Annotated in this window: 15 protein-coding genes and 1 pseudogene; 5 read left to right on the top strand and 11 right to left on the bottom strand. The window is 62.3% G+C overall.

From position 1 onward, the window contains the following. Window positions 1–632 precede the first annotated feature (632 nt). On the top strand, window positions 633–2,888 hold the full coding sequence (locus tag VF629_RS19175; RefSeq protein ID WP_331060117.1) for a TonB-dependent receptor: 2,256 nt from the start codon (window positions 633–635) through the stop codon (window positions 2,886–2,888). An 86-nt stretch (window positions 2,889–2,974) separates the two neighbouring features. Here the strand turns inward: VF629_RS19175 and VF629_RS19180 are convergent, their stop codons facing one another. Together VF629_RS19180 and VF629_RS19185 are read right to left on the bottom strand one after the other, a co-directional pair. Next, window positions 2,975–3,670 (bottom strand): LytTR family DNA-binding domain-containing protein, encoded by a 696-nt coding sequence (locus VF629_RS19180; protein ID WP_331060118.1) that lies wholly within the window; start codon window positions 3,668–3,670, stop codon window positions 2,975–2,977. Continuing rightward, entirely contained in the window at window positions 3,667–5,322 is a 1,656-nt protein-coding gene (locus tag VF629_RS19185; protein ID WP_331060119.1) for a histidine kinase, read from the bottom strand. Before VF629_RS19185 ends, VF629_RS19180 begins: the two co-directional genes overlap by 4 nt. 137 nt (window positions 5,323–5,459) lie before the next feature. Here VF629_RS19185 and VF629_RS19190 point away from each other — a divergent pair, with 137 nt between their 5' ends. Continuing rightward, a complete protein-coding gene (locus tag VF629_RS19190) occupies window positions 5,460–7,859 on the top strand; it encodes a TonB-dependent receptor domain-containing protein (RefSeq protein ID WP_331060120.1) in 2,400 nt (799 codons plus the stop codon). A gap of 35 nt (window positions 7,860–7,894) precedes the next feature. Here the strand turns inward: VF629_RS19190 and VF629_RS19195 are convergent, their stop codons facing one another. The 9 genes and pseudogenes from VF629_RS19195 to tssD (VF629_RS19235) all read right to left on the bottom strand — a co-directional run bounded on the left by VF629_RS19195 (window position 7,895) and on the right by tssD (VF629_RS19235) (window position 13,457). Continuing rightward, window positions 7,895–8,593 carry an outer membrane beta-barrel protein gene (locus tag VF629_RS19195; protein WP_331060121.1) on the bottom strand — a complete coding sequence of 233 codons (699 nt, stop codon included), beginning with the start codon at window positions 8,591–8,593 and terminating at the stop codon, window positions 7,895–7,897. An 81-nt stretch (window positions 8,594–8,674) separates the two neighbouring features. Next, a pseudogene (tssD, locus tag VF629_RS19200) lies at window positions 8,675–9,019 on the bottom strand (type VI secretion system tube protein TssD); the annotation flags it as partial. A gap of 47 nt (window positions 9,020–9,066) precedes the next feature. Further along, the gene (locus tag VF629_RS19205) at window positions 9,067–9,558 is read right to left on the bottom strand and encodes a hypothetical protein (RefSeq protein WP_331060122.1); all 492 of its coding nucleotides are present in this window, start codon (window positions 9,556–9,558) and stop codon (window positions 9,067–9,069) included. Window positions 9,559–9,581: 23 nt separating this feature from the next. Further along, window positions 9,582–10,118, bottom strand: a complete 537-nt coding sequence (locus VF629_RS19210) for a hypothetical protein (protein WP_331060123.1) — start codon at window positions 10,116–10,118, stop codon at window positions 9,582–9,584. A 95-nt stretch (window positions 10,119–10,213) separates the two neighbouring features. Beyond that, window positions 10,214–10,954, bottom strand: a complete 741-nt coding sequence (locus VF629_RS19215) for a PoNe immunity protein domain-containing protein (RefSeq protein WP_331060124.1) — start codon at window positions 10,952–10,954, stop codon at window positions 10,214–10,216. A 2-nt stretch (window positions 10,955–10,956) separates the two neighbouring features. Beyond that, window positions 10,957–11,154 (bottom strand): hypothetical protein, encoded by a 198-nt coding sequence (locus tag VF629_RS19220; RefSeq protein ID WP_331060125.1) that lies wholly within the window; start codon window positions 11,152–11,154, stop codon window positions 10,957–10,959. Between the two features lie 19 nt (window positions 11,155–11,173). Further along, window positions 11,174–11,671, bottom strand: a complete 498-nt coding sequence (locus VF629_RS19225) for a hypothetical protein (RefSeq protein WP_331060126.1) — start codon at window positions 11,669–11,671, stop codon at window positions 11,174–11,176. 101 nt (window positions 11,672–11,772) lie between these two features. Next, on the bottom strand, window positions 11,773–12,285 hold the full coding sequence (locus VF629_RS19230; protein ID WP_331060127.1) for an SMI1/KNR4 family protein: 513 nt from the start codon (window positions 12,283–12,285) through the stop codon (window positions 11,773–11,775). Window positions 12,286–12,290: 5 nt separating this feature from the next. After that, window positions 12,291–13,457 carry a type VI secretion system tube protein TssD gene (gene tssD, locus VF629_RS19235; RefSeq protein WP_331060128.1) on the bottom strand — a complete coding sequence of 389 codons (1,167 nt, stop codon included), beginning with the start codon at window positions 13,455–13,457 and terminating at the stop codon, window positions 12,291–12,293. A 276-nt stretch (window positions 13,458–13,733) separates the two neighbouring features. Between tssD (VF629_RS19235) and VF629_RS19240 the strand changes: the two genes are divergently transcribed. The 3 genes from VF629_RS19240 to VF629_RS19250 all read left to right on the top strand — a co-directional run bounded on the left by VF629_RS19240 (window position 13,734) and on the right by VF629_RS19250 (window position 16,624). After that, window positions 13,734–14,432: a hypothetical protein gene (locus tag VF629_RS19240; protein ID WP_331060129.1), complete on the top strand. Its 699-nt coding sequence runs from the start codon at window positions 13,734–13,736 to the stop codon at window positions 14,430–14,432. An 85-nt stretch (window positions 14,433–14,517) separates the two neighbouring features. Beyond that, window positions 14,518–15,663 (top strand): sensor histidine kinase, encoded by a 1,146-nt coding sequence (locus tag VF629_RS19245; RefSeq protein WP_331060130.1) that lies wholly within the window; start codon window positions 14,518–14,520, stop codon window positions 15,661–15,663. 154 nt (window positions 15,664–15,817) lie between these two features. Further along, window positions 15,818–16,624, top strand: a complete 807-nt coding sequence (locus VF629_RS19250; protein WP_331060131.1) for a LytTR family DNA-binding domain-containing protein — start codon at window positions 15,818–15,820, stop codon at window positions 16,622–16,624. Window positions 16,625–16,658 lie beyond the last annotated feature (34 nt).

Below are 16,658 nucleotides of genomic sequence, written 5' to 3' on the forward strand. Positions count from 1 at the left end.
CTTCAATGGGTGTTCGATTGCGGCAGTTTAGGCCGGTGTCCTTTCTCAGCTTCGGGTTGAGCTTTTTCAGCTTCGGGTTCGGGAGCCACTCGGCAAGGTGGGTTTCGCAATCCGCTTTACTGGGCACGTGTCGGGTGGAAAGTGGACGCGCTCCCTGGAACTGGACAGGCCAGCTTGCGCTATTCCGGGCTGATGGTCTGCCAAGTGTCAAGGTCCTGTCGAGCGCAGCCGAAACAGCACGCGTCTGGGAGTAATACAATCTGCGCTCTTGTGTTGAGCGAGGCTTCTTCTCAAGCCAGCACGAATCGTTCAGTGGGAAGGAGATGCTTGGCTCCGCTGGCCTGCGGCTCGCTGCGCGGACGCCAGATGAGCAGGACAGACGCCGCGGGCAGTGCCTTGGCGCCACTCGACAGCACTCTGCTCTAACCTGACAGTTAAACTGAGTAGGTACAAACCTCGCTTCGATAAGAGGCAATCTTGGCATTGCCGAGGCACCTATGCTGAGCGAGGGGCGGCCGGTAATCCCGCCAGGCCCACGGTTCATCCGGAGCATTCGACGCTTCGGGAACACAAAGTTGAGGCGGGATGGGGCCGGCCGACACCTTTGGACCACTACTTAACTGCTGGTCCCGATGAAAACTCTGCTACTCCCGCTGCTCCTGATGCTGAGCACCGCCCGCCTCACCGCCCAGGCGCAAACCGCGCCGACCGAAACCCACCAACCCACGACTTCGCCAACCCAGCTCTCGGGTACGGTGCGCGACGGCAGCGGCCAGCCGCTGCCGGGGGTGAACGTGTTTCTGAAAAGCACCTTCGACGGGGCCAGCACCGACTCGCTGGGGCGGTTTCAATTCAGCACCGCGCAGGCCGGCAGCTTGCCGCTGGTGGTCGCCTTCATCGGCTACGAGCCCTTGGAGCTGCCCGTGACCCTCGGCCAGGGCGCCGTGGCGCTGCCCAACATCAAGTTGAAGGCCAGCCGCGCCGCCCTGGGCGACGTGGTGGTGACGGCCGGCGCCTTCGAGGCCAGCGACGAAAAGCGCAGCAGCGTGCTCAAGCCCCTGGACATCCTGACCACGGCCGGCGCCCTGGCCGACGTGGCCGGCGCCCTCAACACCCTGCCCGGCACCAGCCGCAACGGCGAGGAAGGCAAGCTGTTTGTGCGCGGCGGCGCGGCCGGCGAAACCAAGCAGTTTCTGGACGGCGTGCCCCTGCAAAGCCCGTATTCGGCCAACGTGGGCGGCTCGCCGGCCCGGGGGCGGTTTGCACCCACCTTGTTCAAGGGCACCGTTTTCAGCACCGGCGGCTACTCGGCCGAGTACGGGCAGGCGTTGTCGGCGGCGGTTATCCTGAACTCGACCGACCTGGCGCCGGAAACCCAAACGGGCATCACGCTGCTGTCGCTGGGCCAGGTGGGCCTGTCGCGAACCCAGCGTTGGGAGCGCGCCTCGGTGGCCGTGACCGGCGACTACATGAACATGCGGCCCTACTTCGGGGTGATTCCGCAGCAGCTGCTCACGGCCCACGAGACGATGAACAGCTCCGTGGCCTACCGGCAGCGCACCGGCGAGGGCGGCATGTTTAAGGTCTACGGCGCGGTGAACCGCTCGACCACCGGCGTGCGCACGCCGGCCGTGGGCTGGGAAAACGGCCAGCCGGTGGACCTGCGCAACACCAACGCTTACCTGAACACCAGCTTCCGCAGCCACCTGCGCGGCGGCTGGAGCGTAAACACGGGCCTGGCCGCCACCCGCGACGTTCAGAACTTGGACCTGGGCGTGCAAGGCGGAGCCCCAACCGTCAACAAAGTGGCCGACGTGGAGCAGTCGGTAGTGGGCCGGGTGGTGCTCACCAACGACTCGGTCGGCACGTACTGGAACCTGAAAATGGGCGCCGAGGGCCTGGGCCAGCACGTATCCCAGCAAGCGCAGCTGAGCACCGAAGGCCAGGAAACCGACCTGCCCCGCCGCGCTTTCGAGGAACAGCGCGCCGCCGGCTTTGCCGAGGCCAACATTTCCTTTACTAGCAAGCTGGCCGGCCGGGTAGGGGCCCGCACCGAATATTCGGCCCTGCTCAGCCGCTGGAACGCCGCCCCCCGCCTGGCCCTGGCCTACCAGCTCAACGAAGACAACCAGGTGTCGGCCGCCTACGGCCACTTCTACCAAACCCCCGCCAACGACCTGCTGCTCTCCGGGCAGTACAGCAAGGCCCTGCGCTTCGAGCGGGCCGACCACTACCTGCTCACCTACCAGCGCGTCACCAGCCTCCGCACGCTGCGGGTGGAGGGCTACTATAAGGACTACCGCAATCTGCTGCGCTTCGACGCCGCCCAGCCCTACCGCCCGGGCTCGTACCAGAGCACCGGCAGTGGCTACGCCCGTGGCCTGGACGCGTTCTTCCGCGACCGCAAGACAGTGCCCAAGCTCGACTACTGGGTGAGCTACGGCCTGCTCGACACCAAGCGCCAGCAGCGCACCGACCCAACCCTGGCCATGCCCACCTTCGCCTCGCGGCACAACGTGTCGGTAGTGGGAAAATACTGGTTCAGCAAGCTGCACACGCTGGTGGGCGCTACCTTCAACTACAGCAGCCCGCGCCTTTCGTACGACCCCAGCTTCCAGGCCATCCGCACGCCCAACTACCAAGAGTTTAGCATGAACCTGAGCTACGTGACCACCATCCGGAAGAACTACACCATCGTGCACGTGTCGTGCTCCAACCTGCTGGGCCGCAACAACGTGTTCGGCTACCGCTACGGCGCGGCGCCCAGCGACCAGGGTACTTACGAGCGAGTGAGCGTGATGCCCTCGGCCCCGCGCATGCTGTTCGTGGTGCTGATGATTTCGATTAACAAAGCCCGCCCGGCCGACACGAGCGTGGCGCCGGAGTAGGGGCGGGGCCATCCCCGGTCTTCCACCTGCTATCCCAGGTGGAAGACCGGGGAGCCCCGAAACTTGGCCTAGCCGTGACGAAGCTGCTACAGCAACCGGCCTCTAAGCTCCTTGTACCGTGCCCTGCCAATGGGAACAAGCTCGCCATTCTTCAGCTGAAGCTGGTACTTGCCGCCTTCCTGCACCAGGATTTTCTGGGCTTGGGCAATGGGCACGAGATAGGACTTGTGGATGCGCTCAAAGGAGCTGGGCAGCAGCTGCTCCAGCTTTTCCAGCGACTTGTCGTGGAGCTCCCGCTGGCCGTTCTGCAGGTGCAGCTCCGTGTAGATGCCCGCGCCCTTGATGTAGCGCAAGTCGTTGATGTCGATGAGGATAATGTTGCCCTGCTTCTTCACGGCCAGGAATTTCAGTCCGCTTTCGGGCTTTCGTAAGGTTGCCGATACCCGGGCAAAGGCCTGGTTCAGGCGTTCCTCGGCAAAGGGCTTGGGCACAAAATCGAGCACGCCGTGGGCAAAAGCGGTGATGGCCTTGTCGGCGTAGGCGGAGATGATGATGGTGTGGAAGGCGCCGGCGCTGACGCTTTCCAGCAGGCCAAAGCCGTCGCGGCCGTTCAGGTTCAGGTCGAGCAGGAGCAGGTCGGGCGGGGCGGTTTCCAGCGCGTGCAGGCCCTGGGTTATTGAGTCGCAGGTGGTCAGGTCCAACTCCGAGCCGAAGAAGGCCCGGGTCAGGCGTTCGATGCGGCGGGCAATGCGCGCTTCGTCTTCAACGATGACTATTCTCATGGCGCGTGGGCGATGGTGATGCAGGTGAGCCAGCCCTCCGGCACGGCGGCCGAGTGGAGCTCCCAGCCGTTGCCGTAGCTTTCTTTCAGGCGGGCCGCGATGTAGCTAAAGCCCGTGCCACCGCCCACTTTGCGGCCTTTTTCCTCGGGCCGGGCCGGGGCGCAGGTCAGCAGGCGGTAGTGCTTGTGCTTGCCGGAGCGCTCGAAGCTGAGGTGGAAGCGGATGCGGCCGTCGGCCGGGGGCAGGCTGTGGGTGATGCCGTTTTCGAGCACGGTGTGAAAGATGGCGGGCGGCACCAGGTCGGTGGGGTCGATGCCCGAGTGTTCGAGCTCGTAGCTGATTTCCTTGCGGAACTGCATCACCTGCAGGTGCTGCCGGCACAGCTCCAGCTCCTGGCTCACCGGAATGAGGGTGGCCTCGGCCATCTCGTTGAGCAAGTCAAACTCCTTGGCCAGCGCCTGAATGAAGACCGCGCCCTGGGAGGGAGATTCCTCGACCCAGTCCAGCATGGAGGTGAGGGTGTTCTTGATGAAGTGGGGCTGGATGTTCTTCTTGAGCAGCTCCAGCTTCAGCCGGGCCGAGAGCAGCAGCGCGGCCTCGCGTTCGTGGTCCAGGGCCCGCACCCGGCTGGTGTGCAGGTAAAGCATGCACAGCACGATGATGGTGTAGGTAATGAACAATGTGTAGTCGTAGTGCAAAAAGAAGCTGCTCACGGCGCTGGCCAGCAGCCCGGCCAGTACCAAGGCGCTGCCCTTGGCCCGGCGCCGCAGGGCCAGCCCCACCACGAGCAGGGCCGCCACCCACATGGTCCAGCTCAGGCGCTCCGCCGTGAGGTCGTACTCGGTGTAATAGGCAATGGAAATGGCGACGAGCACTGCCAGCAGCCCGCCGATGAACAAGCCCTTGCGCCGCAGCTCAAACTGGATGGCAAAATACAGGGGCACCAGCAGGGCAATGGCAAACGTGAGCCAGCCAATGATTTCCAGGCGCACGTTGAAATGGCTGTAGGGAATTTCCAGGTACACCCGGGCGTACTCGGCCATCAGCAGCGCGAAGCAGAGCAGGCAGATGACGCTGAAAACCAGCGTGCCGGGTTCTCGCCGGCGGCTGTTGCCGAACAGAAACGCGTAATACAGGGCCGCCGTGAGCAAGGCGCCCGCCATCAGGTTGACGAAGGCCGTGGCGATGAGCGGCTCGCGCAACAGCCGCGGGTAGCTCCGCAGCTCCACCCCGACAAAGTGCAGGTCGTCGCGCAAATAGGCCTGCGTGGCCCGGAGGGCCAGTTGATGCAAGCCCGGCCCGGCCAAGGAATCGGGTACCAGATGGTAGCTGATTTCGGTGCCGGGCACTTCGGGCCGCGCGGAGGAGCCCAGCTGCCCGTTTCGGCTAATGAGCGTGCCGTCCCAGTACACCTCGAACGCGCCGAAGGCCCGGAGCTGCAAGCCCAAGGGCTGCGTGGTGTCGCACTGCATCAACATTACTTTGCGGCGCACCCAGAACACGCCGCGGTGGGTGGTGTCGCGGGCGGCGTGCCAGCCAGCATCGTTGTACTGCCGAGTGGCCCAGCGCGGGTCGTCGCCGGTGCGGTAAAGCACGTCATCCAAATCGTACAACGTATCGCTGGGCCGACAAGACGCCATTGCGAGCAGCAAAAGCAGAAAGGAAAAGAGCCGGTACATGACCCTAAAGGTAGGACCACCAGCGCCGGGCCAAGTGCCGTTCGCGAGGCCGTGGAGCCGTTGGCATGTATTTGCTAAAGAGCGCGCTGAGGCCCCCGTAACCTTGGGCCATGAAATCATGGATTTACCTCTGTTTGTCAGTGCTGCTGAGCCACGGGGCCGCAGCCCAGCAACCCGCCCCTGGCCCGGGCGGCACCGTGAGCGGCAAGGTGCAGGACCGGGCGTCCGGCGCACCGGTGCCCTACGCCACCGTCAACGTGAAGGACGCGGCTGCCCAGCTGGTGGGCGGCGGCATCAGCGACGAGCAGGGCGGCTTTCGCCTGGAGGGAATTCCGGCGGGCGAGCTCGTCATTGAGTTCCGGTTTATGGGCTACCAAACCGTGAGCCAGCCGCTGGTGGTGGGCGCGGCCGGCAGCAAGCTCGACGTGGGCACGGTGCTGCTCCAGCCCGATGCCACCCAGCTGGACGAAGTGACGGTGACCGGCGAAAAGCCCGGCATCAGCCTGCAGTTCGACAAGAAGGTGTTCGAGGTAGGCAAGGACGTGATGTCGCAAAGCGGCTTGGCCAACGACGTGCTGGGCGGGGTGCCGTCGGTGGCGGTGAGCCCGACCGGGGCCATCAGCCTGCGCGGCAATTCCAACGTGACCGTCCTCATCAACGGCCGGCGCTCCGGCCTGACGCAAACCAACAGCCTGGACCAGATTCCGGCCGGGCAGATTGAACGGGTGGAGGTCATCACCAACCCCTCGTCGCGCTACGACGCCGCGGGCACCGCCGGCATCATTAACGTCATCCTGAAAAAGAACAAAACGGCAGGCCTGGGAGGGCAGCTGCGGGCCGTGGGCGGCCTGCCCAACGACACCCGCCTGAACGCGGGACTCACGTACAAGTCCGAGAAAGTCAACGTGTTTGCCAACGCGGGCCTGCGCTTTTCCGACTACCTCGGCCGCTACCGCACCAGCCAAATTACCGGCTTGAACGGCCGCGCCGCCACCCTGGACCAGCGGCAACTGGATAACCGGCACGACGACAGCCGCGTGCTCTACGCGGGGGCCGACTATTACCTCAACGAGCGCAACACCCTCACGGCCGCCTTCTTCAAAGACGAAACCCGCGACCGCGACAAAACGGCACTGCAGTACGACTACGCCCGCCCGGGAGGGCCGCCAGATAGCACCTTACTGCGCAACGGAAACTCGCGGGAAAATCGCAGCTACAACCAGCTGGAATTCAACTACACCCGGCTTTTTGCGCAGGACGGCCGTAAATACACGGTGGACGTGCAGTACGATTTCTGGAACAGCGGCAAAGACTGGGACTTGGCCACGCGCCGCCTCTACCCCGACGCGGCCACGCTCCCCGGCATCCGCACGCGCTCGGTGGGGGGCAGCCGGGACCTGCTGGTGCAAACCGATTTGGTGCAGCCCCTCAACGAGCGGGCCACGCTGGAGTTTGGCCTGAAAGCCGAAAGCCGGCAAGTGACCAGCGACTTTCTGGCCGAAGAGCAGCAGGGCGCGGCCTGGGCGGTGTTCCGGGACATCGACAACCAACTGCAGTACGACGAGCTGATTAGCAGCGGCTATGCGCAGTTTGGCAGCAAGTGGAGCAAGCTGTCGTACCTGCTGGGGTTGCGGGCCGAGCTGACTCGCATCACCATCGCCGACCGCGAGGGCGCCTACAACAACAAAAAGAACTACAACCGCCTCTTTCCCACGCTGAACCTGAGCTACCAACTCCGCGAGGGCCTGACCAGCCAGCTCAATTACAGCCGGCGCATCAACCGCCCCTCGCTGTGGTCGCTCTTCCCCTTCAACGAGCTCACCGACCTGAACGCGCAGTCCGTGGGCAATCCCGACCTGAACCCGTCCTACGGCGACGCCCTGGAGTGGGGCCTGTTGCGGAATTGGGCTAAAGTGACCTTCAACCCGTCGGTGTACTACCAGCGCACTACCGGCTTTATTCAACCTTATACCTACCGCGACCCTACGGGCACGTTCATCAGCACGCCGGTCAACCTGAGCCGCGAAACCCGCCGGGGCCTGGAGCTGTCGGTGCTCTACAACCCGGCGAAGTGGCTGAATTTCAATGCCGAATTGAACGCCTTCAGCTTTAGCCAGCAGGGCCAGTACCGGGAGCAGAACTTCGACTTCGCCGGCCAAACCGTGACCGGGCGTTTCAGCACGCAGCTCAATTTGCCGGCAAATCTCCGCGTGCAAGTGCGGTACAACTTCACCGGCGCCCGAGACAACGCCCAAACCCGCACCCGCGCCATTCATTACGCGGACATCGGCCTGAGCAAAAGATGTTTGCACGACAAAGCCACCCTGGCACTCGACGGGTCCAACATCTTCAACTCGAACCAGATTCGCACCCAGACCCTCGGCGAAAACTACGTGTTCAACCAGGTGAGCAACCGCAACGCGGCCCGCTACCGGCTGAGCTTCACGTACCGCTTCAACCTGAAAGACGGGCAAACCATTCGGCAGGCCAAAGGCAGCAACCGGGAATAATGTGGCGCCGCTTTTGCGGCTACCGCCTCGTGCGTTTAGCGCGTGCCAAACCGGTAGCGCAGGCCCAGCGCGAGGCTGGAGGTAAGGCCCTCGGTGCGGTTGGAAGGGCTGTTGAGCGGCGTTGTGTGGTTAGCCAGCAGGTCCAGATTCAACTCAAAGCGCGGGCTGAGGCGATAGCGGACGCCAACGCCCAGCGTTGCCACAACGATATTTTGGGTGCCACGAGAGGAGTTGCTCTTGGTTTGCAGGCTGCCCGCGAGGCTGTCAGACTGCGTGGTGCTGTAAGAACCGCGGCCGTGCTCTAAGCCGAAACCGCCCACCGCATCGAACTGGACGCGGTGGGCCACTTTGCGGGTGAGGGTGTAGCGCGACAGCAACGACACCGACGTAACGCGGACCCTGCCGCTGCTCTGGTACCGGGAGTAGGCCGGGGAAGAGTTGCTTCCGGAGTAGTAGGAGTACTCATTGTCGTAAGAATACCGGGCCCCGCTGTAGGCCACGCCCACCTGCAGGGCCAGGCGCGGGCGTACCTGGTAGCCGGCCGTGAACTGCACGGGCGCGCGGAACGTGCCCGTGCCGCCGTAGGGCTGGGCTCCAAACTCTTGGTAATAGCTGCTGTAGGCGGCCAGGCCCATGTAGTAGCGGGGCGCGGGGGCCGGTTCGGTGGCTTGGGCGCGGCCCAGCAGGGGCGAACCGAGTAGCACAGTACCCAGGAAAAGTCGTGGTAGAAGCATGGGGCAGGAGGCAAGGGAAAGGTGACTAACAGCAAGGTGCTTGTGGCCAACGAAGCGTTGCAAGAGGCGGCCAGTATATTACTAATGCTGCCCCGGCATCTTCAGAGGTAGGCGGCGCCCCGTGCTCGCGGGCGGCCGGGGCCACAAACGCGGCGGCCCGCCGGCCTGAATGGTGAAGCCGTCGGGGTCAGACAAAACCAGGTGGTAGACATAGGCGCCGTCCGTGCCGCTGCCGCTGGCGAACTCCTCGTGGTAGCTCACGCAGTAGGCCGCGCCCAGGGCCAGCGTTTCGCGTGGGGCGCCGCCGCGGGCGTCGCGGAACACGACGTGCGCGGCGTGGCGTTTGCGCGGGTCGGCGGCCCAGGCCAGCAGCGCGTCCCCGTCGGGCACGGACAGGGTCAGGTGCACCCGCGCGTGGCGCGGCTGGGTGCGTACTCTATTTTGCTACAATCAGCCAGCACACGGCCGAATCATCAGGCGTCGTCTTCGGCCAAATCGCTGAGGTCGGTGGGTACGAATCGGACCTGCACCTCCAGTGAACGGCGAAGGCTGCCCGGCTGGCCACGTAGTAGGTAGCCTTGCATGGTGCGAAGCGGGTCGAACTCCACTCCCGCTTCATCAAACCCAGAAATCACCCACTTGCCATAATTGATGCTAGAGGGGTCATCTAAGCTGACATTCCAGCCGCCTCCAAACACCTTGCGGAAGGTTTCGCCCAAATAACTCCAGACCGGTAGCCTGAGCGCCGCAGCATCTTCTGATGTATTGCGCCAAGCAATTTGTTCGCCTTTGTCTTTGATATAACGCTCAAGCTCACCCAGACTGTGCAAGGTGTAGTCCAGGGTGTAGCCTTCGTCTCTCGTGCGCGCTACAAAACTCTCCTGATTGTCGGCTAAGTGGAACAAGAATAGCTGCAATTCTTCATTTGCAGCTTCGGCATCAATCAATTGTTTGGGTGTTGCCATGGTAGTACGAAAAAAATGAGGTTTTAAGGAATTTGGGGGCCTATTTTATACGTGGCACCTATTCGTTCGAGGGCAGCTAAAAATTGCTTTGATGCCCCTTTTTCCAAAATATATTCTACCTGAAAGTTACTCTGTACCAACTGTTCGTCTTTGGGCAAATCGAAGAGCCGCGCCTGTTTGTTCAGGCTCATTTTGCCCGTTTTGAGTTGCCCGCAGTATTGTTCATCCTCTTTGTACAGGTCGATTTGGCGGTAAGTAAGTGGTGTTTTGAGCGTTTTGCTCGTGGCGTTCATAGCTGTACGATATTCTCCCTCCCGTGCCAGGCCGCCGCTGGCGTTGCGCATGTTCACCTCATATTGTTTTTCCCAGCGCTCTAGGGGCCACGCTTTCGGGTTGGTGGCGGTGGCCGCTTGGTATTCTGCCCAACGCGTAGCCTTGTGTTCGGGGCTGCCTGCTTGCAATCCGTCCTTTCTCTGTGAGGCGCTCACCGCTCCCCCAATGGCCGTTCCCACCAGCGCCGCCACTCCCGGCACCCCGTGCTCGCGGGCGGCCAGGGCCACAAACGCGGCGGCCGGCCCGCCGGCCTGCAGGGTGAAGCCGTCGGGGTCGGACAAAACCAGGTGGCAGACGTAGGCCCCGTAGCGGGTCGCGCGGGTTAGCTTCGGGTGCGGGCGAAGTCGGCCAGGTCTTTGGGATAATACGGCAGGTCGCGGAAGCTGCTGTCATCGATGCCAAAGGCGAGGGCCACCCCCGCCGCTTCCCAGCACCAATAGCCCTTAAAGCCACCTCCTTTAGGGCCTTTATGGGCATCGTGCCAGCCTACGTTCTTAATGCGTTTATACCAATGAGCCAAAAACTGGTGTATCAATTCCGGCTGCTCTTTTGCGGGAGCTTCTGATGCATCGTAGAGCGCTTGGTACACCTTCGGATACAAAAGTTTTTTGGCTGGCTTGCGCTGTTGCGGCCCCAGCACCCTTGCAACGAACCGCTCAAACAGAAGGTCTTGTCCTTCATTGCGGATGCAAACCAATAAGCGGTAAATTACTGATGAGTCGAATTGCAACAATACCGAGAGCGAGAGCAATCCGACGCTTTCTACATAATTTGTCAAGTCATTCTTAAACGAATTAGTGTACACATCATCCACGTCTGCATCGCGCAAGGCCTCCCAAGCTTCGAGCACGTGCATGAAATCGCTCTTTAGTGATGTTATTGGGTAACCACGTGAATACCGTGCATATAATAATGACAAGCAGTCCCGAAGTACATCAAATTTGGCACCTGCTTGGTCAGTATAGGTATCCATATTTGCTAGCGTCTTTTGAAGAAATTGGTCCACTGTAATCAGGTGGTGGTCGAAATATTCTTTACTCATGAGGGGCTCGCGTTTAGTCATGTCTATAATCCGCTTAAAGGTTTGATTTTGCCCTTTGCATCAATAGTATATTGATGCAAATTTCCATCTGAGTCGACGTGCAGCAAACGTTTTCCAACGCCCTTGTTATTATCTCGCATTGCTTCCCGCACTTCGTTTGCTTTGGTAATGCCCAATGATTTAGCCAGTCGGTCACCTCCTTTTACCCATTCATCGCTCATCTGCCCCCCACTGGAAAGCTCAACTGCTTTTTCTGGCGTGCTGGTGTATTTGGTTTCGGTGATGATGTATTCGGGCGGAGGCGTGGCGTTTTTCCACACCCCCATCCAATCCGCGACCTCTAGGCGGGTCTAGCAGGCCGATGAGTTTGCCTTCGTGGTTTAGTTTCGTGTGCCCCTGGGCGGCAAATAGCTTGTCGGCTTGGTACTCGCCCAGGCAGCCCTCCACGGTAAAACGCGCCCCGCCGCGTTTGCCCTCTACGCCCCACCAGTCTTCTTGGCTGCGAGGTTGTTGTTTCTGGCGCTCCTTCTCGGCCTTATAGGCGGCGTACATGTCGGCGATTCGCGTCGGGGCAAGGGCGGCGGCCCACGCGGCGGCCTGCGCGTCAGGAGCCATCCGGGCCGTTCCCACCAGCGCCGCCGCTCCCGGTACTCCGTGCTCGCGGGCGGCCGGGGCCACAAACGCAACGGCCGGCCCGCCGGTCTGCAGGGTGAAGCCGTCGGGGTCGGACAAGACCAAGTGGCAGACATAGGCGCCGTCCGTCCCGCTGCCGCTGACGAACTCCTCGTGGTAGCTCACGCAGTAGGCCGCCCCCAGGGCCAGCGTTTCACGCGGGGCGCCTACGCCGGGGTGCTGGACACCAGCCCGTCTAAAAAAGCGGTGAACGAGGGGGCCAGGAAATGCACCCCCGAGCCGTAGTCGAGTGGAGCGGGCGGGGTCGATTCGTCGGTTTCCTCGTCGTAGTCGTACTCGGGCGGCGTATAAAATTCGTGGGCAATGTAGTAAACCGCGCCGTAGTCTTGGGGGCCTATGCTTAGCACGAATACGTCACCCCCAGTTTCGTCTCCAAACGGCACCAAGTCGGGGTGCAATTGGTCGTATAGGAGCTCCACGCTGCGTTCTAGTGTGTTCTTGCCGTGACCAACCGAGTAAAAGTCGCTGATTTTGCGCTTTACCTCGCGTCCGCTTGGCTGGCGTTCTATGAACGTTCGTCGCGCTGGCCGGCCACCGTTATGTTGTAAAAGGTGTGCTTTGTAATCGGTGGGCAATGTGAACTGATATTTTTGCTCAACAGCGACGAGGTCGGCAGGCGTAGCTGGTTCTTGCGTATTGGTAAACGGATTGGGTTCCATGACAATTAATCATAAAGTGTAATACCCAAGTGCTTATTGCACTGGTCGCACGAGCCGAAATGGACGAAAGTTGCTTTGTGGGCGTCGCGTTCCACCAGCTCCATTGTGCAGGTGCCGTAAGGTGGTGGGGTGCCTGTGGTCGGGATGAAGTCGTCGCGGTGGTGCCAGGTGTATCCCTCGGGGGCTTCGTCGGCATCCAGCCCTTGTAATTTCAGCAGGTCGGTCAGCCCTGCTTCTTTGTTGGCAGCCCTGAAATCGCCCTCGCGGTTGCCAGCCATCTTGATTTGTACCACATTCTTCTGCCCAAGCCCCACAGGCATCATGTACTCGGTGCCCGCAAAAGTGGGTTCACCGTTAAGCGAAAGCGGAATACGCGTTAGTCCCTTTCTGGTGCCCGTGACGTTGAACGCTTGCTGCGTTGCTGCGTCGTAGACGGCTACCACCTTGCCTTTGTCGTCCACGCGGTACGTGAATGGGTCACCAGCCACGTGAAATTCGGTCATGTGATGCTGCTTTAGCAGCGTAAACTTTTTATTCTTGGCACTTCGGGAATCGTCCCAGCGGCCCTGAATAAGCGCTTGCCACTCCGCGGCCGTCAACTGCACCTGGGCGTGGTCAGGCGAAGGGTTGGGATGCGGGGCGGCCAGATGCGAAGGCACGTCGGCTGGGGATACGAGCTTGCGGAGGCCATTGGAAGAAGATGCCGCCGCTCCCCCAATCGCCGTTCCCACCAGCGCCGCCACTCCCGGCACCCCGTGCTCGCGGGCGGCCGGGGCCACAAACGCCGCCACCGGCCCACCGGCCTGGATGGTGAAGCCGTCGGGGTCGGACAAGACCAAGTGGCAGACATAGGCGCCGTCCGTCCCGCTGCCGCTGACGAACTCCTCGTGGTAGCTCACGCAGTAGGCCGCCCCCAGGGCCAGCGTTTCCACCGGCGAGCCCCCGCGGGCGTCGCGGAACACAACGTGCGCCGCCTGGCGCTTTTGCGGGTCGGCGGCCCAGGCCAGCAGCGCGTCCCCGTCGGGCACGGACAAGGTCAGGTGCACCGGTTCGTGGCGCGCCTTCGCGCTCACCCGGCCCCGTTGGTGGGTGGCCTGGTGCACGCCGTAGGCGCAATGCAGCACGGGAAATGCGTGGCCGGCCACGCGCAATTCAGCGGAGAAAGACGCCATGGGCAGAACAGTGTAGAGGACAGAAGCGAAGCCCAAAGCTAAGCTGTAACAAGAAGACTGCGGTGGCGCTGGCGTGGCGGGCTCGCAAGCGGAGGCCCTTGTAAAGAGGGCGCTGCCGCGGCGCTCGGCGTCGTCGGAAGTTTCCTGCGCTTCATCGGTCTTATCCGACGCTTCGGTCAGAGAAAATTTCAGCCGCTGGGGCGAGCCGCCACCTTTGAATCATCAACCACGGCAAGCGCCACCATCACCACTTCTCACCCTCTTTTTTCAAGCGTTATGAAAAAGCACCTCATTCTCCTCGTTCTGGCCGCCACTTCTTATTCGGCCGCTGCCCAGGCCCCAGCGGCCTCTGCTCCGGCTGCTACTGCCACGGCTGCACCCACCGGCTACCCCGAGATGATGGCCGCGACCATTAAGGAGCTGCTCAGCACCGGCGACCCGGCCCAGCTCAAGCAGATTGCCAGCAAGTTTGAGCGGGCCAGCTCCGTGGCGCCCACCGACTGGTTGCCCCAATACTATCAGGCCTATGCGTTGCTGATTAACTGCTTTCAGAGCAAGGAGAGCGACGACGCCAAAGACAAAACCCTCGACCAGGCCGAAGCTGCCCTGGGCCGCGCCCGCAAGCTGCGCGGCGACGAATCGGAGCTGCTCGTGCTGCAAGCCTACGTCTACCAGGCCCGGTTGGGCATCTCGCCCATGATGCGCTCGGCCAAGTATTCGGGGATGGTGAACGAGGCGCTGGCCCAGGCCAAAAAGCTGAACCCCGCCAACCCCCGCATCTACCTGGTGCAAGCCAACAACCTGTACTTCACGCCCAAGATGTTCGGGGGCGGCGCCGACGCAGCCAAGCCGGTGTACGACGAAGCCAAAACCCGCTACGCTGCCTTCAAGCCCAGCACCCCGCTGATGCCCAACTGGGGCGAGCGGCAGCTGCTGGGCCGCCTAAAGGCCTACGAGGGCACCGCCGCCAAATAACCCTTTCTTCTGCAATGGTGCCCGGGGCCAGTGGCTGGCTTCGGGCCCCTTTTTTCATAGCTTTAACCCGCTGTTCCATTTCGCCGTGTCCGCTGTCGTGTCTGCCGCTCCCAAAACTTATGCCGCCCCGCCCGCAGCCCGGACGGCACCACCCCTTGCCGCCGAGCGCCAGCCACTGGCCGGGGGCTACCTGCCCACTGGCTCGAAGCACAGCATTCTGAAGGCGGTGCGCATCATGCTGGTGCTTTCGGTGGTCATCAGCGTGCTGGTCAACCCCCACGCCCTGCGCAGCTGGTCGAATTTTGCCATCACCTACGGGTACACCCTCATGTACAGCATGGGCCTGTGGCTGACCAACGGCTACGTGGTGGAGTGGCTGAACCGCCGCTACACCTGGACGGTGCAGCCCGCCCGCCGCCTGCTGCTCACCCTGACCGTGTCGCTGGGGGGCTCCATGCTGGTGATACTGCTGATGAACGCCGTGATGCTGCTCTTGCGGGGCAAGCCCGTGAGCCAGCTTTTCACGCGGGAGATGTACTGGCCGCTCATGCTGCCGCTCATCGTCACGGTCATCATTTCGCTGTTCAACCACAGCCGGGCGTTTTTCTTTCAGTGGCGCGAAGCCGCCGTGCGCGCCGAGCGGCTGGAAAAAGAAACCGCCGTGGCCCGGCTCGACTCCCTACGCCGGCAGGTAGACCCGCATTTCCTGTTTAACTCGCTGAATGCGCTGACTTCGCTGGTGGAGGAAAACGACCCGCCGCGGGCCGTGCGCTTCATCCGGCAGCTCAGCCAGGTGTACCGCTACGTGCTCGACAGCGAAAGCCAGGAGCTGGTGCCGTTGGCCGACGAGCTGAAGTTTGCCGAGAGCTACTTGTTCCTGCAGAAAACCCGCCTGGGCGATGCCCTGGCCGTGGAAATGGAGGTGGCCCCCGCCGACGTAGCCCCGTATTTCGTGCCGCCCCTGGCCCTGCAGCTGCTCCTCGAAAACGTCATCAAGCACAACACCGCCTTTCAGGCCGACCCGTTGCACCTGCGCGTGACGCTGGATGCGGAAGCGGGTACGCTCACTGTGCGCAACACCCTGCGCCCGCGGCGCCTGGCACCAGGCGAGGTGTCGGGGCTGGGCCTAAAAAACCTGGCCGCCCGCTATGCCTTCCTCACCGACAAGCCCGTGGTGGCCGAGAAGCAGGGCAACGAGTTTGTGGTTTCGTTGCCGCTGCTGGTGCTGTAATATCAACACGTCATGCCGAGCGCAGCCGAGGCATCTCGCGTGCCACCACTAACTCTTTTCGCCGATTGGATTACTCCCCCACGCGAGATGCCTCGGCTGCGCTCGGCATGACGTTCTTTTGTGTTTCGTGCTTTATTGCCTCTGATATCCGCCCATGCCCCTCCGCGCCCTCATTGTTGAAGACGAACCCCTCGCGGCCCGCCGCCTGGCCGATATGCTGGCCCGCCAGCCCGACCCCGTGCAAGTGCTCGGCACGCCCGAGTCGGTGGCGCAGGCCGTGGCGCTGCTGGCAAGCACCCAGCCTGGACCGGATGTGCTGTTTCTCGACATTCACCTCGCCGACGGCCTGAGCTTTGAGCTGTTTGAGCGCGTGCAGGTGCGGTGCCCGGTCATCTTCACCACCGCCTACGACCAGTACGCGCTGCAAGCTTTCAAGGTGAACAGCGTGGATTACCTGCTCAAACCCATTGACGAAGAAGAACTAACGGCGGCTGTGCGTAAGCTGCGCGAGCGAATGCCGGCAGCCCCGCAGCCTGCCACCGCCGCCCCGGCCTTCGACCCCACGCTGCTGGCTCAACTCATGCAGCAGATGCAGCAGACAACGCCCGCGGCCACCAGCTACAAAACACAGTTTGTGGTGCGGGTGGGCGAACACCTCAAAGTGGTGCCCCTCGACCAGATTGCCTATTTCTTCAGCCTCGAAAAGGCCACCTTTCTGCAAACCACCGAAGGCCGCAAGTTTGTGGTGGACTACACCATGGACCAGCTCGAAGGCCTGCTCGACCCGCGCCGCTTCTTCCGCCTCAACCGCGCCTACCTGGCCCAGCAAACCGCCATCCAGGACATCATCCACTACACGAACTCCCGCCTGCAAACCGTGCTCAAGCCCACCGCCCCCGACGCCCAGGTGCTGGTGAGCCGCGAGAAAGTGAACGTGTTCAAGAGCTGGCTGGATAGGTGAGATGGTGAGTTGTGAAATGGTGAGGCGGAGCGGC

The organism is Hymenobacter sp. (assembly GCF_036388155.1).
Taxonomy (GTDB): Bacteria; Bacteroidota; Bacteroidia; order Cytophagales; family Hymenobacteraceae; genus Hymenobacter.